Origin of the sequence: Sinorhizobium meliloti (genome assembly GCF_017876815.1) — a bacterium.
GTDB lineage: Bacteria > Pseudomonadota > Alphaproteobacteria > Rhizobiales > Rhizobiaceae > Sinorhizobium > Sinorhizobium meliloti.
In genome coordinates this window covers 884,743-902,657 of record NZ_JAGIOS010000001.1, presented here as the reverse complement: position 1 = coordinate 902,657, position 17,915 = coordinate 884,743, and the positions used below count along the sequence as shown (strand labels likewise).

General features: G+C 64.0%; 15 protein-coding genes. 7 read left to right on the top strand and 8 right to left on the bottom strand.

Annotation, left to right across the window (positions count from 1 at the left end; translation table 11 throughout):
- The first annotated feature begins 118 nt into the window (after positions 1-118).
- The 3 genes from JOH52_RS04330 to trmB all read left to right on the top strand — a co-directional run bounded on the left by JOH52_RS04330 (position 119) and on the right by trmB (position 3,076).
- On the top strand, positions 119-538 hold the full coding sequence (locus JOH52_RS04330; protein ID WP_003527670.1) for a helix-turn-helix domain-containing protein: 420 nt from the start codon (positions 119-121) through the stop codon (positions 536-538).
- 336 nt (positions 539-874) lie between these two features.
- Positions 875-2,155 carry a methionine adenosyltransferase gene (gene metK, locus JOH52_RS04325; protein ID WP_003527663.1) on the top strand — a complete coding sequence of 427 codons (1,281 nt, stop codon included), beginning with the start codon at positions 875-877 and terminating at the stop codon, positions 2,153-2,155.
- Between the two features lie 222 nt (positions 2,156-2,377).
- Complete coding sequence (gene trmB / locus JOH52_RS04320) at positions 2,378-3,076, top strand: tRNA (guanine(46)-N(7))-methyltransferase TrmB (protein ID WP_033045603.1); 699 nt, start codon at positions 2,378-2,380, stop codon at positions 3,074-3,076.
- Between the two features lie 135 nt (positions 3,077-3,211).
- Here trmB and JOH52_RS04315 read toward each other — a convergent pair whose 3' ends face one another.
- Both JOH52_RS04315 and JOH52_RS04310 read right to left on the bottom strand, forming a co-directional pair.
- The gene (locus JOH52_RS04315) at positions 3,212-3,469 is read right to left on the bottom strand and encodes a BQ00720 family protein (protein WP_003527660.1); all 258 of its coding nucleotides are present in this window, start codon (positions 3,467-3,469) and stop codon (positions 3,212-3,214) included.
- Between the two features lie 48 nt (positions 3,470-3,517).
- Positions 3,518-3,949: an Hsp20 family protein gene (locus JOH52_RS04310; RefSeq protein ID WP_003527659.1), complete on the bottom strand. Its 432-nt coding sequence runs from the start codon at positions 3,947-3,949 to the stop codon at positions 3,518-3,520.
- Between the two features lie 164 nt (positions 3,950-4,113).
- Here JOH52_RS04310 and JOH52_RS04305 point away from each other — a divergent pair, with 164 nt between their 5' ends.
- A complete protein-coding gene (locus tag JOH52_RS04305) occupies positions 4,114-5,058 on the top strand; it encodes a nucleoside hydrolase (protein WP_014528894.1) in 945 nt (314 codons plus the stop codon).
- Between the two features lie 93 nt (positions 5,059-5,151).
- Here JOH52_RS04305 and JOH52_RS04300 read toward each other — a convergent pair whose 3' ends face one another.
- The 3 genes from JOH52_RS04300 to JOH52_RS04290 form a co-directional block, all read right to left on the bottom strand.
- Positions 5,152-7,518 (bottom strand): methyl-accepting chemotaxis protein, encoded by a 2,367-nt coding sequence (locus JOH52_RS04300; protein ID WP_014528895.1) that lies wholly within the window; start codon positions 7,516-7,518, stop codon positions 5,152-5,154.
- 354 nt (positions 7,519-7,872) lie between these two features.
- Positions 7,873-8,772: a ribokinase gene (locus tag JOH52_RS04295; protein ID WP_010968559.1), complete on the bottom strand. Its 900-nt coding sequence runs from the start codon at positions 8,770-8,772 to the stop codon at positions 7,873-7,875.
- A 105-nt stretch (positions 8,773-8,877) separates the two neighbouring features.
- Entirely contained in the window at positions 8,878-10,083 is a 1,206-nt protein-coding gene (locus tag JOH52_RS04290) for a DNA recombination protein RmuC (RefSeq protein WP_014528896.1), read from the bottom strand.
- Between the two features lie 149 nt (positions 10,084-10,232).
- Between JOH52_RS04290 and def the strand changes: the two genes are divergently transcribed.
- The 3 genes from def to truA all read left to right on the top strand — a co-directional run bounded on the left by def (position 10,233) and on the right by truA (position 12,505).
- Positions 10,233-10,757: a peptide deformylase gene (gene def / locus JOH52_RS04285; protein WP_003527648.1), complete on the top strand. Its 525-nt coding sequence runs from the start codon at positions 10,233-10,235 to the stop codon at positions 10,755-10,757.
- 69 nt (positions 10,758-10,826) lie between these two features.
- Positions 10,827-11,762 carry a methionyl-tRNA formyltransferase gene (gene fmt, locus JOH52_RS04280; RefSeq protein ID WP_010968562.1) on the top strand — a complete coding sequence of 312 codons (936 nt, stop codon included), beginning with the start codon at positions 10,827-10,829 and terminating at the stop codon, positions 11,760-11,762.
- Positions 11,762-12,505: a tRNA pseudouridine(38-40) synthase TruA gene (gene truA, locus JOH52_RS04275; RefSeq protein ID WP_010968563.1), complete on the top strand. Its 744-nt coding sequence runs from the start codon at positions 11,762-11,764 to the stop codon at positions 12,503-12,505. Before fmt ends, truA begins: the two co-directional genes overlap by 1 nt.
- A 167-nt stretch (positions 12,506-12,672) precedes the next feature.
- Here truA and JOH52_RS04270 read toward each other — a convergent pair whose 3' ends face one another.
- From JOH52_RS04270 to JOH52_RS04260, 3 genes are all read right to left on the bottom strand, one after another.
- Positions 12,673-13,269 (bottom strand): hypothetical protein, encoded by a 597-nt coding sequence (locus JOH52_RS04270; RefSeq protein WP_003527641.1) that lies wholly within the window; start codon positions 13,267-13,269, stop codon positions 12,673-12,675.
- On the bottom strand, positions 13,256-14,449 hold the full coding sequence (dapE, locus tag JOH52_RS04265) for a succinyl-diaminopimelate desuccinylase (protein ID WP_010968566.1): 1,194 nt from the start codon (positions 14,447-14,449) through the stop codon (positions 13,256-13,258). The genes JOH52_RS04270 and dapE overlap by 14 nt, the downstream gene beginning before the upstream one ends.
- A gap of 186 nt (positions 14,450-14,635) precedes the next feature.
- Complete coding sequence (locus JOH52_RS04260; protein ID WP_010968567.1) at positions 14,636-17,821, bottom strand: efflux RND transporter permease subunit; 3,186 nt, start codon at positions 17,819-17,821, stop codon at positions 14,636-14,638.
- Between the last annotated feature and the right edge of the window lie 94 nt (positions 17,822-17,915).

The following is a 17,915-nucleotide window of genomic DNA, read 5'->3' as shown; positions in this document are numbered from 1 at the left end:
ATAGTGGATTTCGCCATCAACCTTTGCCTGCCGCCGAAGCGTGACAGGGTTGCCGCAGCGCAGGTTTTTGCAATGCGGGGTTGCTGGTAACGAAAACAGGGTGTTTAGGAAGGCGAATATGATCGAGAACAAGAAGAAACCGAACCCGATCGACATTCATGTCGGTAGCAGGATTCGCCTTCGTCGGACGATGCTTGGCATGAGCCAGGAGAAGCTCGGCGAGAGTCTGGGGATTACCTTCCAGCAGATCCAGAAGTACGAAAAAGGCACGAACCGCGTCGGCGCGAGCCGGCTGCAGAACATTTCGCAGATACTCAACGTGCCGGTGTCGTTCTTCTTCGAGGATGCTCCGGGCGATGGCGGCGGCACCGGGCCGGGGATGGCCGAGGCGTCGAGCTCCAACTACGTCGTCGATTTCCTGTCTTCCTCGGAAGGGCTGCAGCTCAACCGTGCCTTCGTGAAGATTTCCGACCCGAAGGTTCGGCGCAAGCTGGTAGACCTCGTGAAAGCACTGGCCGCCGAGGCGGAGAGCGAATAGGCGGCAAGTCGTCCGGCACGAAAGAAGCGGCATCAAGCCGCTTTTTTCGTCTATTGGGTACTGCGCGAGCTCCAACCCTACCGATAAACGACGAAGACGGCAGCGCTTCGACGCTGCATGCGACAAGAGGCGGGTCGCTCCGGATGGGATTCCGGGCTGAGCGCGTCACGGCTCCCGCCCGAGCGCGAAGATTTTCCACAAAGCGCGCATTTTCCGGAAAGCGGAACGTCGCTGCGATGCCGATATAAAGATATATTTATGTCGTTGTGTGCTTGTTTTTCACCGGCAAAACCACTAAACGTTTGGACCGCTTCTTTCATTGAGGGGACTTCCCGCATGCGCGCAAACTACCTGTTCACAAGTGAATCCGTAGCCGAAGGTCATCCGGACAAAGTGTGTGACCGTATCTCCGACGAAATCGTGGATCTGGTCTACCGCGAAGCCGCAAAGACCGGCGTCGATCCGTGGACTGTGCGCATCGCCTGTGAAACGCTGGCAACGACCAATCGTGTGGTCATCGCCGGAGAGGTCCGGCTGCCGCCGAGCCTTCTCAAGAAAGACAAGAACGGCAACGACGTCATCAACCCCTCGAAGTTCAAGTCGGCGGCCCGCAAGGCGATCCGCGACATAGGCTATGAGCAGGACGGCTTCCATTGGAAGACTGCGAAGATCGACGTTCTTCTGCACTTCCAGTCCGCGCACATCGCGCAGGGCGTGGACAATGCCGCCGACAAGCAGGGCGAAGAAGGCGCGGGCGACCAGGGCATCATGTTCGGCTATGCCTGCCGGGAGACCGCCGAGCTCATGCCGGCGCCGATCTACTATTCGCACCGCATCCTCAATCTGCTCGCTGCGGCCCGCAAGAAGGGCGAAGGCGAAGTCGCCAAGCTCGGTCCGGACGCCAAGAGCCAGGTGACCGTGCGGTACGTCGACGGCAAGCCGGCCGAGGCCACCTCGATCGTTCTTTCCACCCAGCACCTCGACGAGAGCTGGGATTCCACCAAGGTTCGCTCCGTGGTCGAACCCTATATCCGTGAGGCGCTCGGGGACCTGAAGATCGCCGACGACTGCACCTGGTACATCAATCCTACCGGCAAGTTCGTCATCGGCGGACCGGACGGCGATGCGGGCCTTACCGGCCGCAAGATCATCGTCGACACCTATGGCGGCGCAGCTCCGCATGGCGGCGGTGCCTTCTCCGGCAAGGACACGACCAAGGTCGACCGCTCGGCCGCCTATGCGGCCCGCTACCTTGCCAAGAACGTCGTAGCGGCGGGCCTTGCCGAGCGCTGCACCATCCAGCTTTCCTACGCGATCGGCGTAGCCCAGCCGCTGTCGATCTATGTCGATCTGCACGGCACGGGAAAAGTCTCGGAAGATCAGGTGGAGAGCGCCATCCGCAAGACGATGGACCTGTCGCCGACCGGCATCCGCCGCCATCTGGACCTCAACCGGCCGATCTATGCCAAGACCTCTGCCTACGGCCATTTCGGCCGCAAGGCGGGCCGCGACGGTTCCTTCTCCTGGGAAAAGCTCGACCTGGTCAAGCCTTTGAAAGAAGCGATCGACAGCGACTCGTCGTCCGTCAACGGAAGAGCGGCGAGCCGCGCGGCCTAAGCCGTCCCGGCGGGGCAGCTTCAAAAGAAGCCGCATATTGAAGATATCGCAGCGGCCTGTTATCAGCCGTGGCAACAATCAGGCGGGCGCTCCGGAGAGGAGCGTCCGCCTCGTTCATTGTGATTTCGGGCTCGGCTCGATCCGAAATCATGGATGCGGAACCGGATGCGGAAAACGGTGTGCGCCTCCACCCGCAGCCTGCTTCATCTATGGGAAAACGACATGACCGAAACGCGCGGTGCCAGGGCAACGGAAGCTTTCTTCGGCCGCCGCAAGGGCAAGCCCTTGCGGGAGCGCCAGGCGGCGCATCTCGAACACCTGCTGCCTCTTTTGAAGCTCGATCTCGAAGAGCCGGCTCCGGCCGATCTGACGGCGCTTTTCCCCGAGCCGGTCGAAAGAATCCGCCTGGAGATCGGCTTCGGCGGCGGAGAGCACCTGATCCACCGTGCCGCGGAAGACCCGGCGACCGGCTTCATCGGGGTGGAACCCTTCGTCAATTCGATGGCGAAGCTGCTCGGGCAGATCGAGGCGAAGGCGATCAGGAACATCCGCCTCTACGACGACGACGCGACGCAGGTGCTGGATTGGCTGCCGGCGGCATCCGTCGACCAGATCGACCTGCTTTATCCCGATCCATGGCCGAAGCGAAAGCACTGGAAGCGGCGTTTCGTCTCCCAGATCAACCTCGACCGCTTCGCCCGCATCCTGAAGCCGGGCGGCCTCTTCTGCTTTGCCTCTGATATCGACAGCTACATCAACTGGACGCTCATCCACTGCCGCGAACACGCGGCTTTCGAATGGACGGCGGAAAGAGCGGCCGACTGGCTGACGCCTTTTGCGGGATGGCCGAGCACGCGCTACGAAGCCAAGGCCCGCCGGGAGGGGCGCAGTTCGGCTTATCTGACGTTTCGACGGGTCTAGAAAATCCCCCCTCTCGCAGGTGGAGAGGGGACTTGAACGGGCCGCCGCGAGTCTCCTTCGCCCTGTTTACGGGGAGAAGGTGGCCGGCAGGCCGGATGAGGGGCCAATTCAATTCCGATGGCTTGCGTCAACCGCTCAATGCAAACTGACCGTGCGAAGGTCGTCTTCGGCCGCCTTGAAGAAGGTGCTGGAGCGGTTGTCGGTCAGCAGGATAGGCGTTCCATCGGCGCCGAACAGGGCCCATAGATCGATCCCAGGTCCCATCTCGGGCGCTTCCGGAAAGCAACGGGAGACCTCCTCAGAACGCATCTTGCGGATATAGCCGACCTCGCCTGCGCCAAGATGCGCAAGGTCGTTCTTCGACAGCGATGTGTTGATGGCTTTCAGTCCCATGGTCATGCTCCGTGGTCGCCGACGCAGGAAAAAATCTCGCCGGTTATCCTATTCTGGGACCGAAATATTAATTTTCTTTACCATACGGGCAGGCTCGGGGCGTACCAGATCCACCGCAAGGAGGCCGTTGCGCAATTCAGCGCCGAGAACCTGCATTCCATCGGCCAGCACGAAGGTCCGCTGGAACTGCCGGGCGGCGATGCCCCGATGCAGATATTCCCTTTCGCCGGTTTCGATCTGACGGCCACGGATGACGAGCTGGTTTTCCTCGGTCGTCACGTCGAGGTCTTCCTCCGAGAAGCCCGCGACCGCGAGCGTTATCCGCAGGCGTTCCGGCGCGCCGGCGGCAGAATCGCCGCGAATTCGCTCTATATTGTAGGGAGGATAGCCGTCATTGCCCTTCGCGATGCGCTCAAGGGTCTTTTCCATGCTGTCGAAACCCACCAGAAGCGGGCTCGTAAAAGGCGTTATTCTGCTCATTATCCAAGCCCTTGCAGCTCAAGCGACCATGTGTCGGACCTGCCAAGCAGCATCCTGCCTGCAATATGGTGGCTGTGTGCAATGAGTGCAAGCGGCTTGCCTCGGCAGGCCGCGCAAATCATAGTCTCTGACCTGAGAGCGACGGTCCTGCAGGGAGATGAAAAGTGTCAAGCGCAAGAAAAATCATCATCGACACGGATCCGGGCCAGGACGACGCGGCGGCAATCATGCTGGCCCTCGGCAGCCCGGAGGAAATCGAGGTCCTCGGCATCACCGCGGTTGCCGGCAATGTCCCGCTGACACTGACAGCCCGCAACGCCCGCATCGTCTGCGAGCTCTGCAACAGGACCGACGTCAAGATCTTCGCAGGTGCCGAGCGGCCGGTCGCACGCCCGCTCGTCACGGCCGAGCACGTGCACGGGAAGACGGGGCTCGATGGCCCTGCGCTCGACGAGCCGACGATGCCGCTTCAAGAGCAGCACGCCGTCGACTTCATCGTCGAAACGCTGCGCGCGGAGGCGCCGGGTGCCGTGACGCTTTGTACGCTCGGACCGCTGACGAATATCGCGCTGGCCCTGACGAAGGCTCCGGAAATCGCACCTTCGGTACGCGAGGTCGTGATGATGGGCGGCGGCTTCTTCGAGGGCGGCAACATAACGCCTGCGGCGGAATTCAACATCTATGTCGATCCGGAGGCAGCCGAGATCGTCTTCCGCTCCGGCATCCCGATCGTAATGATGCCCCTCGACGTCACCCATCGCGTTCTGACACGGAAGACTCGCGTGGAGAAAATCCGTGCGATCGGCAGTCCGGCGGCAGTGGCCCTTGCTGAGATGCTGGAATTCTTCGAGCGTTTCGACATCGAGAAATACGGTACCGACGGCGGGCCGCTACACGATCCGACCGTCATCGCCTATATCTTGCGGCCTGAGCTCTTCACAGGGCGGGACTGCAACGTCGAGATCGAAACGGCGTCTCCGCTCACCACGGGTATGACCGTGGTCGACTGGTGGCAGGTCACCGGCCGTGCGCACAACGCCAAGGTCATGCGGCACATCGACGACGAGGGCTTCTTCGAGCTTTTGGCCGAGCGCCTTGCGCGGATCTGAGAGACCCCCCGCATCTCACTGACACCCCTCCCACCCTCCCCCTTGTGAGGAGAGGTTTGGTGAGGGGCAATGTCTGGAGCAGAACGTTTCAGGTCAAAATTCTTCCCAATTGTCCTGCGCGAGCGCATTGGCGCCGGATGTCTTGGCAAGCACTCTTTGAGTCGAATTGGAGTAGGCGGCACTGCGCGGCGCCTGTGCCGGACGATTTTCCGCGGGAGCAGCCGCACGCATCCGCTCGGCTGTACCGCGCAGCATTTCGGCCGAGGCTTGGGCCTGGGCAGCCTGCGGGGCGATCTGGAAACGGGCGACCAGCGCGCTGAGGGCGCGGGCCTCGTCGTTCAGCGCCATGCTGGCGGCAGTCGTCTCTTCCACCATGGCGGCGTTCTGCTGTGTCACCTGGTCCATCTGATTGACGGCGGAATTGATCTCCTTGAGGCCGACCGCCTGTTCCGAGGCGGAGCTGGAGATCTGGCGGATGAGCCCGTTGATCTGCACCACCTGCTCGGCGATCTTCTCGAGCGCGCCGCCGGCCTTGCCGACGAGGTCGACGCCCTCGCGAACCTGGCCCGCCGATGTATTGATCAGCGTCTTGATTTCCTTTGCGGCATTGGCGGAGCGCTGCGCGAGTTCGCGGACTTCCTGTGCGACGACCGCGAAGCCCTTGCCGGCGTCGCCGGCGCGGGCGGCTTCGACCCCGGCATTGAGCGCCAGAAGGTTGGTCTGAAAGGCGATTTCATCGATGACGCCGATGATCCGGCTGACTTCATGCGACGACTGCTCGATACCCTGCATGGCGGCGATCGCCTTCTGCACCACCTCGCCGGACTGTTCCGCGTCGCTGCTTGCGACCTCGACGGACTTCGCGGCGACCTTGGCGTTCTCGGCGCTGGCGTTCACCTGCGAGGTCAGTTCGTCAAGGGCGGCCGCGGTCTCCTCGAGGCTTGCTGCCTGCTGTTCAGTCCGATGCGACAGGTCGTTGGCGGCGCCCGAGATCTCGCTGGTGCCACTGCCGATATTGACGACGGAGTGGTTGACGGTGCGGATCGTCTCTTCGAGGCTCTCCATCGTCGCGTTGAAATCGCGCTTCAGCTGCGCGTATTCGCCGGGGAAGTCGCCGGTAAGGCGGAAGGCGAGGTCACCGGCGGAGAGATGCGACAGGGCCTTGCCAAGGCGTGCGACGATGTCGCGCTGCAGCGCGCTGGCCTCGGTGCGTTCGTTTTCCGAACGTCCGCGTTCCAGTTCGGCCTGTTCTCTCTCGTGGCGGGCCTCGCTTTCGAGCCGCCTGTTGTCGGCGAGCTGGTGACGGAAGCCCTCGAGCGACCTGGCGACGGCGCCTGTCTCGTCGGAGCGTTCCTGACCGGAAATCGGCCGGGTATATTCTCCGTTGCTGAGCGTCTCGACGTCGCCCACGAGGCCGGCAAGCGGCTTCTGGACGAAGCGGCGAACGGCGAAATAGAGGCCGGCGAGCACCGCGCCGAGGACCACCAGGCCGCCGACGATCATCATATAGGTCTGATCGCGGACCGGCGCATTGATGGCTGAGCGCGGAACATCGACCAGCACCAGCCACTGCGCGTTCACGTCGGGCAGGCTGAAAGGATAGACGACCCGGTCGAAAGGTTCGTTGCCGTCGTAAGTCAGGTTCTCGATCATGCGGGGCGTGCCGGTGGAAAGGGCATCCTTCACCAATTCGGCGCCCTCGCCGTCATATTCCTTCATCAGCAGCTCGGGGATAGGTGCGGCGAGCCACTTGCCGCTCTGCGAAAGAAGGTAGACCCGGCCGGAGCCGAAAGGCTTGACCGCCGAGAGACGGTCGGCGAGTGCGGCGAGCGAGATATCGACACCCGAGACTCCGATCATCCTGCCGTTCGACATGACGGGGTAGGCGATCGACGTCATCGTGGTCGGGACGTCGGTGCCCTCGGCGAGATATGGCTGGGTGATGGCGCCCTTGCCGCTCTTCGCGGCGAGGCCGTACCACTCGGCCGCATAATCGGCCTTGAAGGTCGAGAGCTGGATATTTCCGTTGCGGTCCTTGGACCAATAGGGCGTGAACGCACCGTCGGCATTGCCGCCACGTTCCGTGTTGTCGATGACGTCCTTTCCGTCATAGGCCTTGGGCTCTTCGGCGAACCAGCTGCCGAAGGCAAAGCCATGCTGCTCCAGATTGGCCTTCAGGAGATTGATGGCGCCTGCGCGGTCGGTGGACTGCCCGGCATGGCCGCGCCCCAGAACGCCCGACATGGTCCGCGCGGCGGCGGCAAGTTCGCCGACGCTTCCCGCGATGTCGGACGCGATCGCCCGCGCTTCCGTCTTCGCGCCGTCGAAGACCAGCGTTTCCACACGGTCCTGCGTCTGGGAGATGAGCACGTAATTCGACGCGAGCAGCACGAGGGCGATCGTGCCTCCCGTCACCGCGATCAACTTTGTCGCCAGCGATCTGGCTTGGAACTTGAACATGAAATCCTCACGCACTGAGAGGTCCGCAGGTATTGAGCCCGCGGCGCGACATATTCGGAACTGTGGGTGAAGCTCCCTCATGGAGCGCCAGATGCCGACCGGCATGGAGGAGCGGCCGAACCGGAGTTGGCCTTCTCGCTGACCTGATTAGACGATCAAAGATTAAAATACGGCCAACGCCGAAGCTGATTCCGGTTCAGGCGGCAGGATTTGCGCGTCGGCGTTGCTGGCGGACGCTTATCTCTCCGTCGTCTAGAGCGTTTCAATATTTCATGGAAACACTGAAATACTCCAAGACTCCAAAACTAGGCACTTCCGGACGGAAAACCGCTACACACTTTTCCTGGAAGTGCCCTAGAGCCGGGCGGCGACCTCGGCGGCAAGCGGTATCGAGGGCTGCGCGCCGGGCTTGAGGCAGGCGAGCGATCCCGCAATCGCGGCGCGGCGGAGCGCCTCGGAGAATGCGAGACCGGCGTCGAGGCCGGCGGCGAGATAGCCGCAGAACGTATCTCCGGCACCGACCGTATCGACGGGCTCGATCGTGAGCCCTTTCGCGCGGTGGAGTTCGCCTTCGTGAATCGCCACCACGCCCTCAGCACCAAGGGTTACGATCACGGTCTGGCGGGTCTCGGCGTGAAGCCCGTTCATAGCCTCTTCCCGCTCGGCGCCGGCGATGCCCGCTTTGCCGGCGAGCAGCTCGAACTCGGTCTCGTTGGCAATGACGATATCGGCCATGCGGCCGAGGCGCGCCGCATCCGGCGTCAGCGGCGCGATGTTGATGATCGATCGGATGCCCCGCCGTTTTGCTTCGGAGAGTGCCTTTTCCACCGAGGCGGAGGGAATTTCGAGCTGCAGCATCAGCGTGTCGCCGGCCGACATCTGCGCAACCACGTTCGCGGCGTCGTCCCCGCTTACGCGTGCATTGGCGCTGGCGACCACGACGATGACGTTTTCGCCGTCGCCGCCGACGATGATGTGCGCCGTTCCGGTCGGCTCGCCGACGGTCTTCGTCAGATCGAGATCGGTGCCGGCCTCCTTGAGCAGCGCCAGCGCGCCCTCGGCAAAGGCGTCGGAGCCAACGGCACCTGCCATGCGCACCGAGGCGCCGGCGCGGCGCGCCGCGAGCGCCTGGTTTGCGCCCTTGCCGCCCGCCGCAGTGGAAAAGTCCGTTCCGGCAACCGTTTCGCCGGGCTTCGGAAGGCGTGCGGTGGTGGCAATCAGGTCCATGTTGATGGACCCAAAAACAGTGATCATGTGGAGGCGTCCCGTCGGCTTGCTCTTTAGATTTCGCCTGTCGTCATCCCAAAACCGCTGCACGGTTTCGGGCGACACGCATTTGCCGGAGAGTGCCCGACGCCGTCAGTCCTCGTCAACCACTCTCAGCTTCAATTGCCCCATGCGCCCGTCCATCGGGCGCCCGCTGCCGTCGCCCGGCTTTTCGCCCTGTCTCGGATCGGCCTCGGCCTGCAGCTCGAGCGCCTCGATCTTGGCGCCCCGACGGGTCAGCTTGTCCGAGGAGATCAGGATGTCCTCGACATCCTTCTGGGTCATGGCGAAATGGCCCTGGAGCTTGCGTACGCGCTCGTCGAGACGCGAGAGGTCTTCCATCAGCCGTACGACTTCGCTCTGTATCAGGTGGGCCTGCTCGCGCATGCGGGCATCTTTCAGGATCGCCTGGATGACCTGGATCGAGAGAAGCAGAAGCGACGGAGAGACGATGACGATCCGCTGGCGGTGCGCCTTCTGGACGACCGCTTCGAAATGCTCGTGGATTTCGGCGAAGATCGATTCGGAGGGAACGAAGAGGAAGGCCGTATCCTGCGTCTCGCCCGGGAGCAGATATTTGCCGGCGATATCGCGGATATGCACCTCCATGTCGCGGCGGAATGCCTGCGCGGCCTGTTGCCGCCGTTCGGCGCTCGCCGCGTCCCTCATGGAATTCCAGGCCTCGAGCGGAAATTTCGCATCGATGACCAGCGGCGGCTGGCCGTTCGGCATGCGAATGGTACAGTCCGGCCGGGCGCCGTTGGAAAGCGTCGCCTGGAAGGCGAAGGCGCCCATCGGCAGGCCGTCCGCGACGATCGCCTCCATGCGCGACTGTCCGAAGGCGCCGCGCGTCTGCTTGTTGGCGAGGATGCTCTGCAGCCCGGCCATGTCCTTGGCGAGCGACTGGATGTTGTTCTGCGCGTTGTCGATCACCGCGAGCCGCTCCTGGAGCCGCCGCAGATTTTCGTGCGTCGCCTTCGTCTGCTCGCTGATCGAGGCGCCAATGCGGTGCGTCATTCCGTCGATGCGCTGGCTGAGCGACTGGTTCAGTTCCGCCTGCCGGGCGCCAAAGACCTCGGTCATGGCGGCGATGCGTCCCTGCATCTCCGTCTGCGCTGCAATGAGCGCCGACATTTGCTCTTCGCGGCCGGTCGCGCGAGCCGAACGGGCGCGCCGCACCATGATGGCCGAGAACAGCACCACGAGAAGGGCGGCGGTTGTGACGAGGTGGCCGGCCGTGACGGGCAGGGTGCCGATGAGGAACAGCGGCTGATCGAAGGAAAAGGGGACGGGCTCCATGGCCGCAGACTAACAGATTCGCGTGCGAAAACCAGATCAAAACGAGAACATGCATTTCCGCTCCCCGGTCGCCCCCGTTTGGAGCACAACGGGTTTCTCGATGGTAATTTTCTTGCGCGTCGACGGAAAGATCGGCTATGGGGATCGACATGACGATCAAGCCGCTCATCATTCTTCCCGATCCGGTTCTGCGCCAGGTGTCGACACCGGTGGAGACCATTGACGCCGATATTCGCCGGCTCGCCGACGACATGCTGGAAACCATGTACGACGCGCCGGGCATCGGTCTCGCCGCGATACAGATCGGCGTGCCGAAGCGCCTCCTGGTTCTCGACGTGACGAAGGAGGGCGAGGAGAAGCAGCCGCTCGTCTTCATCAATCCGAAGGTCGTCCGCTCGTCCGAGGAGCGTTCGGTCTATGAGGAAGGCTGCCTTTCGATCCCCGACTACTACGCCGAGGTCGAGCGACCCGCCGCGATCACGGTCGAGTATGTCGATCGCGAGGGCAAGGAACAGGCGGTCGAGGCCGAGGGCCTGCTCGCCACCTGCCTGCAGCACGAGATCGACCATCTGAACGGCGTCCTGTTCATCGATTACATCTCAAAGCTCAAGCGCGATATGGTGATTCGCAGGTTCACCAAGGCGGCCAAGACGCGCGGCGCAAAGGCGATCTAGCGTCGCGGCCGCATTCAAGCTGGAGCCGCCGCCCGCTTACGGGCAATCGAAAGAGACGGAGGCCGCCACTTGCCGCTTCGCATGATCTTCATGGGCACACCGGAATTTTCCGTGCCGACGCTCCTGGCGCTCGCCGGGGCGGGTCACGAGATCGCCGCCGTTTACACGCAGCCGCCGCGGCCGGGCGGCCGGCGCGGCCTCGACCTGCAGAAGTCCCCCGTGCATCAGGCTGCCGAGCGGCTGGGCATACCGGTGTTGACGCCCGCCAATTTCAAGGATGCCGCGGACCGCCAGACCTTTCGGGATTTCGGTGCGGACGTGGCGGTCGTCGTCGCCTACGGGCTGCTGCTGCCGGAGGAAATACTCTCCGGCACCCGCTACGGCTGCTATAACGGCCATGCCTCGCTCCTGCCGCGCTGGCGGGGGGCGGCGCCGATCCAGCGGGCGATCATGGCCGGCGACCGCGAGACCGGCATGATGGTGATGAAAATGGACAAGGGGCTCGATACCGGTCCCGTCGCTCTCGCGCAGTCGGTTCCGATCGATGGGATGATGAGGGCCGGCGAATTGCACGACCGGCTGATGCAGGTCGGAGCGGTGCTGATGACGGAGGCCATGGCAAGGCTCGAGTCCGGTGAGCTTCCGCTGGCGCCGCAGGCGCAAGAGGGCGTCGCCTATGCCGCCAAGATATCGAAGGAAGAGACCCGGATCGATTTCTCCCGGCCGGCGGCCGAGGTGCACAACCATATCCGCGGCCTCTCGCCCTTTCCCGGCGCCTGGTTCGAACTCGACATTGCCGGCCGTCGCGAACGCGTCAAGGTGCTGGCCTCCGAGATGTCGGAAGGGGAAGGTGATCCCGGAGAAGTGCTTGATCACACTCTCGGCATCGCTTGCGGAGAGGGTGCTGTGCGGCTGACGAGATTGCAGCGCGCGGGCGGCAAAGCGCTCGCCGCGGCCGATTTCCTGCGCGGCACGCCCATCGCTGCCGGCGCGAGGATCGCCTGATGCCCCGCTATCGCCTGACCGTCGAATATGACGGTTCCGATTATGTCGGCTGGCAGAGGCAGGACAACGGTCCCTCGGTCCAGGGCGCAATCGAGAAGGCGGTCCTGTCGCTGACCCGCGAGACGGTCTCGATCCGCGGCGCCGGGCGCACCGATTCCGGCGTTCACGCCCGGGGGCAGGTGGCGCATCTCGATCTCACGCGCGAGTGGAAGTCGTACACGCTGCAAAACGCCCTCAACGCGCATCTGGCGCTTGCCGGCGAGCGGGTCTCGATCCTCGATGTCGCGGAAGCCCCCGGCGATTTCGACGCCCGTTTCTCGGCAATCCGCAGGCATTATCTCTATCGGATCATTTCCCGCCGTTCGCCGCTGGCGCTGGAGGCGCGGCGCGCCTGGTGGGTGCCGAAGCCGCTCGATCACGACGCCATGCACGAGGCGGCGCAGCGCCTCGTCGGCCATCACGATTTCACCACCTTCCGCTCGGCCCACTGTCAGGCGACGAGCCCCTTGCGCACGCTCGACCGGCTGGACGTGACCCGTGCGGGCGAGCTCATCGAAATCCGCGCCACGGCGCAAAGCTTTCTTCACAACCAGATCCGTTCCTTCGCAGGCTCCCTGAAGCTCGTTGGCGAGGGCAAATGGACGCCGGACGACCTGCAGGCGGCACTGGAGGCGCGGGACCGCAAGGCGTGCGGCCCTGTCGCCCCGCCGGACGGGCTTTATTTCATGCGGGTGGATTACTGAGCTGGAAACAGCAGCCCCTCATCCGGCCTGCCGGCCACCTTCTCCCCGCACGCGGGGCGAAGGAGACTCGCGGCGCTCGCTCGATTCGTGCCGCTTGTCCCTTCTCCCCGCTTGCGGGGAGAAGGTGCCGGCAGGCGGATGAGGGGCTGCCGCAGATCCGCCGCCGTTCAGCCCGGCATCAGGCCGAGCAGGCGCTGCAGGAACTGCATGATCATCAGCGGTGACAGCAGAAAGATCGCGGCAAGGGCGGCGGCGAGCAGGTTCTGCTTGGCGGTAACGGTCCGCAAAAGGCGGAAGAGCAGCGCGGAGCTGGCGACGAGCAGCAGAAGCCACAGCAGGGCTGCCATCCCGGCGCTGCCGGGTATGACCAGCAGCAACGCGGCCGGCACTGCCATGGCATAGGTCAGCGGGACCTGGAGCCAATTGGTCGTGACGATCACCGGCACCACCAGGACGGAAAAGCCGAGCGGGCGCGAGAGGACGGCGATCAGCACGATCGGCAGCAGCCAGCTTACGAGATCGACGGCGAGAAGCTTCCCGAAGAAGCCGATGCCGACTGTCGTACCGGTCGGCATCACCGAGAGATAATAGAGCCGCCACGAGGCCCAGCCCACGGCCAGCGCCGGCAGCGTCCAGAGGATCGCCGTGAAGGAGCGCCACAACCCGCTCTCGCTGATATCCAGCCAGCGATAGCCTTCAAGGTTGCCCTGGATCAGCAGCCACAGCCCCTTGATATAGACAAGGACTTCCTCAAGCAGCGGCATGACCGAACCAGCGGGCGATGAAGGTTTCGTATATCCCGGTCAGGGTTTCGAGATCGGCAAGGGCGACGCGTTCGTCGACCATGTGCATGGTCTTGCCGACGAGGCCGAATTCGACGACCGGGCAATAGTCCTTGATGAAACGCGCGTCCGATGTACCGCCGGTGGTCGACAGCTGCGGCTGCCGCCCGGTGACGGCCTCCACGGCACCCGAAAGCGAATCGATGAGCGCGTTGTTGCGCGTCAGGAAGACGTGGCTCGGACGCTCGTTCCAGACGATCTCGTATCTGGCCGGAGCCCGGCCGGGCCTCAGCGCGCTACCGGCTGCTGCGCGGTCGAGACGCGCCACGATCTCCGCCATCAGGCTTTCGGCCGTCCAGCGGTCGTTGAAACGGATGTTGAAGGCGGCGCTCGCCTTGGCGGGAATGACGTTTACTGCGGTATTGCCGACATCGATGGTCGTGACCTCGAGGTTCGAAGGCTGGAAATTTTCGGTGCCATCGTCGAAGGGCGGGTCCATCAGGGCCTGTGCGATCTGCAGGATGCTGCGCACCGGATTGTCCGCAAGATGCGGATAGGCGGCGTGGCCCTGGACGCCATGAACGGTGATCCGGCCGGAGAGCGACCCGCGCCGGCCGATCTTGATCATGTCGCCGATGCAGTCCGGATTGGTCGGCTCGCCGACGAGACAGGCGTCCCAGCGCTCGCCCCTTGCCGCCGCCCATTCGAGGAGCTTCACCGTGCCGTTGATCGCCGGGCCTTCCTCGTCGCCGGTGATGAGGAAGGAGATCGAGCCCTTGGGCGCGCCATGCTTCTCGATGTGACGGGCGACTGCCGCCACGAAACAGGCGATGCCGCCCTTCATGTCGACGGCGCCGCGTCCGTACATTTCGCCTTCGGCGATCGCGGCGGAGAAGGGCGGTCGGCTCCAGGCCGCCTCGTCGCCGACCGGCACCACATCGGTGTGGCCTGCGAACATCAGATGCGGTCCTTCGCCCCCGGTCCGGGCGTAAAGGTTCTCGATGTCGGGCGTTCCGGGTTCCTTCGCCACGACCCGGTCGACCTTGAAGCCGACCGGAGCAAGCATGGCTTCAAGAGCCGCGAGCGCGCCTCCCTCGGCGGGTGTGACGGAGGGGCAGCGAATGAGGGCAGCGAGATTGGAGACGGGATCGGTCGGGAACATGGAAGGTATGCCTGCGAAGCCGGTGGGCCAAGAAACGGTAGTCCGGTAACAGAGATTGCCGGTTTATCCGATCAGCCACCCGCTGTCACGTCCGATGAACCGGGCGGATTTCGCAGGGCGGCTGGAAAGAGAACGGGCCGGACAGATGTCCGGCCCGCCATCGACCCCGTTCGGGGGCAGGGAAGGCTACTCGCCGGGGGCGAGATGCGGGGCTTCTATATGCGCTCCGGTGTGCTTCAGCGGCTTTTCGCCGGAAAGCTTGCGGATGAGCACATAGAAGACGGGCGTCATGAAGATGCCGAAGGCCGTGACGCCGATCATGCCGGCAAAGACCGCCACGCCCATGGCGGAGCGCATTTCCGCGCCGGCGCCGGTGGAGGTGACGAGCGGCACGACACCCATGATGAAGGCCATCGAGGTCATCAGGATCGGCCTGAGCCGGAGCCGGCTCGCCTCGATCGCCGCACTGACGGCATTGCTGCCGGACAGTTCCAGTTCGCGGGCGAATTCGACGATCAGGATAGCGTTCTTTGCCGACAGACCCACCAGAACGATTAGGCCGATCTGGGTGAAGACGTTGTTGTCGCCGCCGGTCAGCCAGACGCCCGTCAGCGCCGCCATGATGCCCATCGGCACGATCAGGATGATCGCGATCGGCAGCAGCAGGCTCTCATACTGGGCCGCAAGCACGAGATAGACGAGCAGCAGCGCCAGCGGGAAGACGAGGATGCCAGAATTGCCGGCGAGGATTTGCTGGTAGGTCAGGTCCGTCCACTCGTATGAAATGCCGGGCGGCAGAGTCTCGGCCGCAATCCGCTCGATGGCCGCCTGCGCCTGACCGGAAGAGAAGCCGGGTGCCGGTCCGCCATTGATATCGGCGGCGAGGAAGCCGTTGTAGCGGATGGCCCGCTCGGCGCCGACCGTCTGCTCGACGTTGAGCAGGGCCGACAGCGGGATCATCTCGCCCGTCTGCGAACGCACCTTCAGCTTGCCGATGTCGTCGGCGTGGCTGCGATAGCTCGCATCGGCCTGGATGCGCACGCTGTAGGTGCGGCCGAAAGCGTTGAAGTCGTTGACGTAGAGCGAGCCAAGATAGATCTGCAGCGTCTCGAACACGTCCGTGACCGCGACGCCGAGCTGACGGGCCTTGGTGCGGTCGAGGTCGGCATAGAGCTGCGGCACGTTGATCTGGAAGCTCGAATAGAGCCCGGCGAGTTCCGGTGCCGCCATCGCCTTGGCGAGGACGGCCTTGGTCGCATCGTCCAGCGTCCGGTAGCCGAGGCCGTTCCTGTCCTCGATCTGCAGCTTGAAGCCGCCGGTCGTGCCGAGACCCTGGACGGGCGGTGGCGGGAACATGGCGATGAAGGCATCCTGTATCGCCCCGAACTCCTGGTTCAACTGCATGGCGATGGCGCCGCCCGAAAGTTCGGGCGTCGTACGCTCCTCGAACGGCTTCAGCGACACGAAGACGATGCCGGAGTTGGACGAATTGGTGAAGCCGTTGATCGACAGGCCCGGGAAGGCGATGGCGTGTTCGACGCCCGGGTGCTTGAGGGCGATCTCGCTCATGCGCCGGATGACATCTTCCGAGCGATCGAGCGTCGCCGCGTCCGGCAGCTGCGCAAAGCCGATGAGGTATTGCTTGTCCTGCGCCGGCACGAAGCCGCCGGGCACCGCGCGGAAGAGCACGAAGGTGACGCCGAGGAGGACGACATAGACGCCCATGACCAGCGACTTGCGGGTGAGGATGCCGCCGACGCCGCGGCCATAGGCCTCCGAACTCGCTCCGAAGAAGCGGTTGAAGCCGCGGAAGAACCAGCCGAACAACCCATCCATGACCCGCGTCAGCCGGTCCTTCGGGGCGTGGTGGTCCTTCAGGAGAAGGGCGGCGAGCGCCGGCGAGAGCGTCAGCGAGTTGAGGGCCGAAATCACCGTCGAAATCGCGATGGTCAGCGCGAACTGGCGGTAGAACTGGCCGGTGAGCCCGGTGATGAAGGCGAGCGGCACGAAGACCGCGACGAGGACCAGCGCGATCGCGATGATCGGCCCAGAGACCTCCTGCATGGCGCGATAGGTCGCCTGCACCGGTGAGAGGCCCTGGGAGATATTGCGTTCGACGTTCTCCACGACGACGATGGCGTCGTCGACGACGATGCCGATCGCCAGCACCAGACCGAAGAGGCTGAGCGCGTTGATCGAGAAGCCGAAGACATACATCACGGCGAAGGTACCGACGATCGAGACGGGCACGGCGACGAGCGGGATGATCGAGGCGCGCCAGGTCTGCAGGAAGACGATGACGACGACGACCACGAGCGCGATGGCTTCGAGCAGCGTGTGGATGACCGATTCGATCGACGCCCGGACGAACTGCGTCGTGTCGTAGACGATCTCGTAATCGACGCCATCAGGCATGGTCTGCTTCAGCTCGGCCATGACCTTGTGGACGTTTTCGGAGATCTGGATGGCGTTCGAGCCGGGCGCCTGGAACACGCCCATGCCGACGGCGGCCTTGTTGTCGAGAAGCGAGCGCAGCGAGTAGTCAGCGGCTCCCATTTCGACGCGGGCGACGTCGCCCAGGCGCGTGATCTCCCCGCTCTCGCCCGATTTGACGACGATGTCGGCAAAATCCTCGGGTGTCTTGAGGCGGCCCTGAGCGTTGACGGAGAGTTGCAGGTCCAGGCCGGGAACCGACGGCGAAGCGCCGATGACGCCGGCGGCTGCCTGGACGTTCTGCCCGCGGACGGCATTGGCGATGTCGCTCGCGGCAAGCCCGCGCTCTGCGGCCTTTTCGGGGTCGATCCAGACGCGCATGGAATAGTCGCCGCCGCCGAAGATCTGCACCTGGCCGACACCATCTACGCGCGCCAGCCGGTCCTTGACGTTCAGGACGCCGTAGTTGCGCAGATAGTTGATGTCGTATTGCCCGTTGGGTGAAATCAGGTGCACGACGAGCGTCAGGTCGGGCGAGCTCTTGACGGTGGTGACGCCGAGCCGGCGCACCTCTTCCGGCAGCCGCGGCTCGCCCTGCGAGACGCGGTTCTGCACCAGCTGCTGGGCCTGATCCGGATCGGTTCCGAGCTCGAAGGTGACGGTCAGCGTCATCAGGCCATCGGCGGTCGCCTGGCTCTGCATGTAGAGCATGCCCTCGACGCCGTTGATCTGCTCTTCGAGCGGTGTGGCGACGGTTTCGGCGATGACGGCCGGGTTGGCGCCCGGATATTGCGCCCTGACGACGATCTGCGGCGGCACGACTTCCGGATATTCGGAAATCGGCAGGCCGGTCATGCCGATCAGGCCCGCGACGAAGATGATCACGGAAAGAACGCCCGCGAAGACCGGGCGGTCGACGAAGAAGCGTGAGAAATTCATGGCATCCCCCTTGGGAACTTCAGGCAAGCGGAGCGCGTCTGCGGCGAAGACTTATCGCCGCGAGCACCGATGCATGCCGTTGAATGTCTTTTCG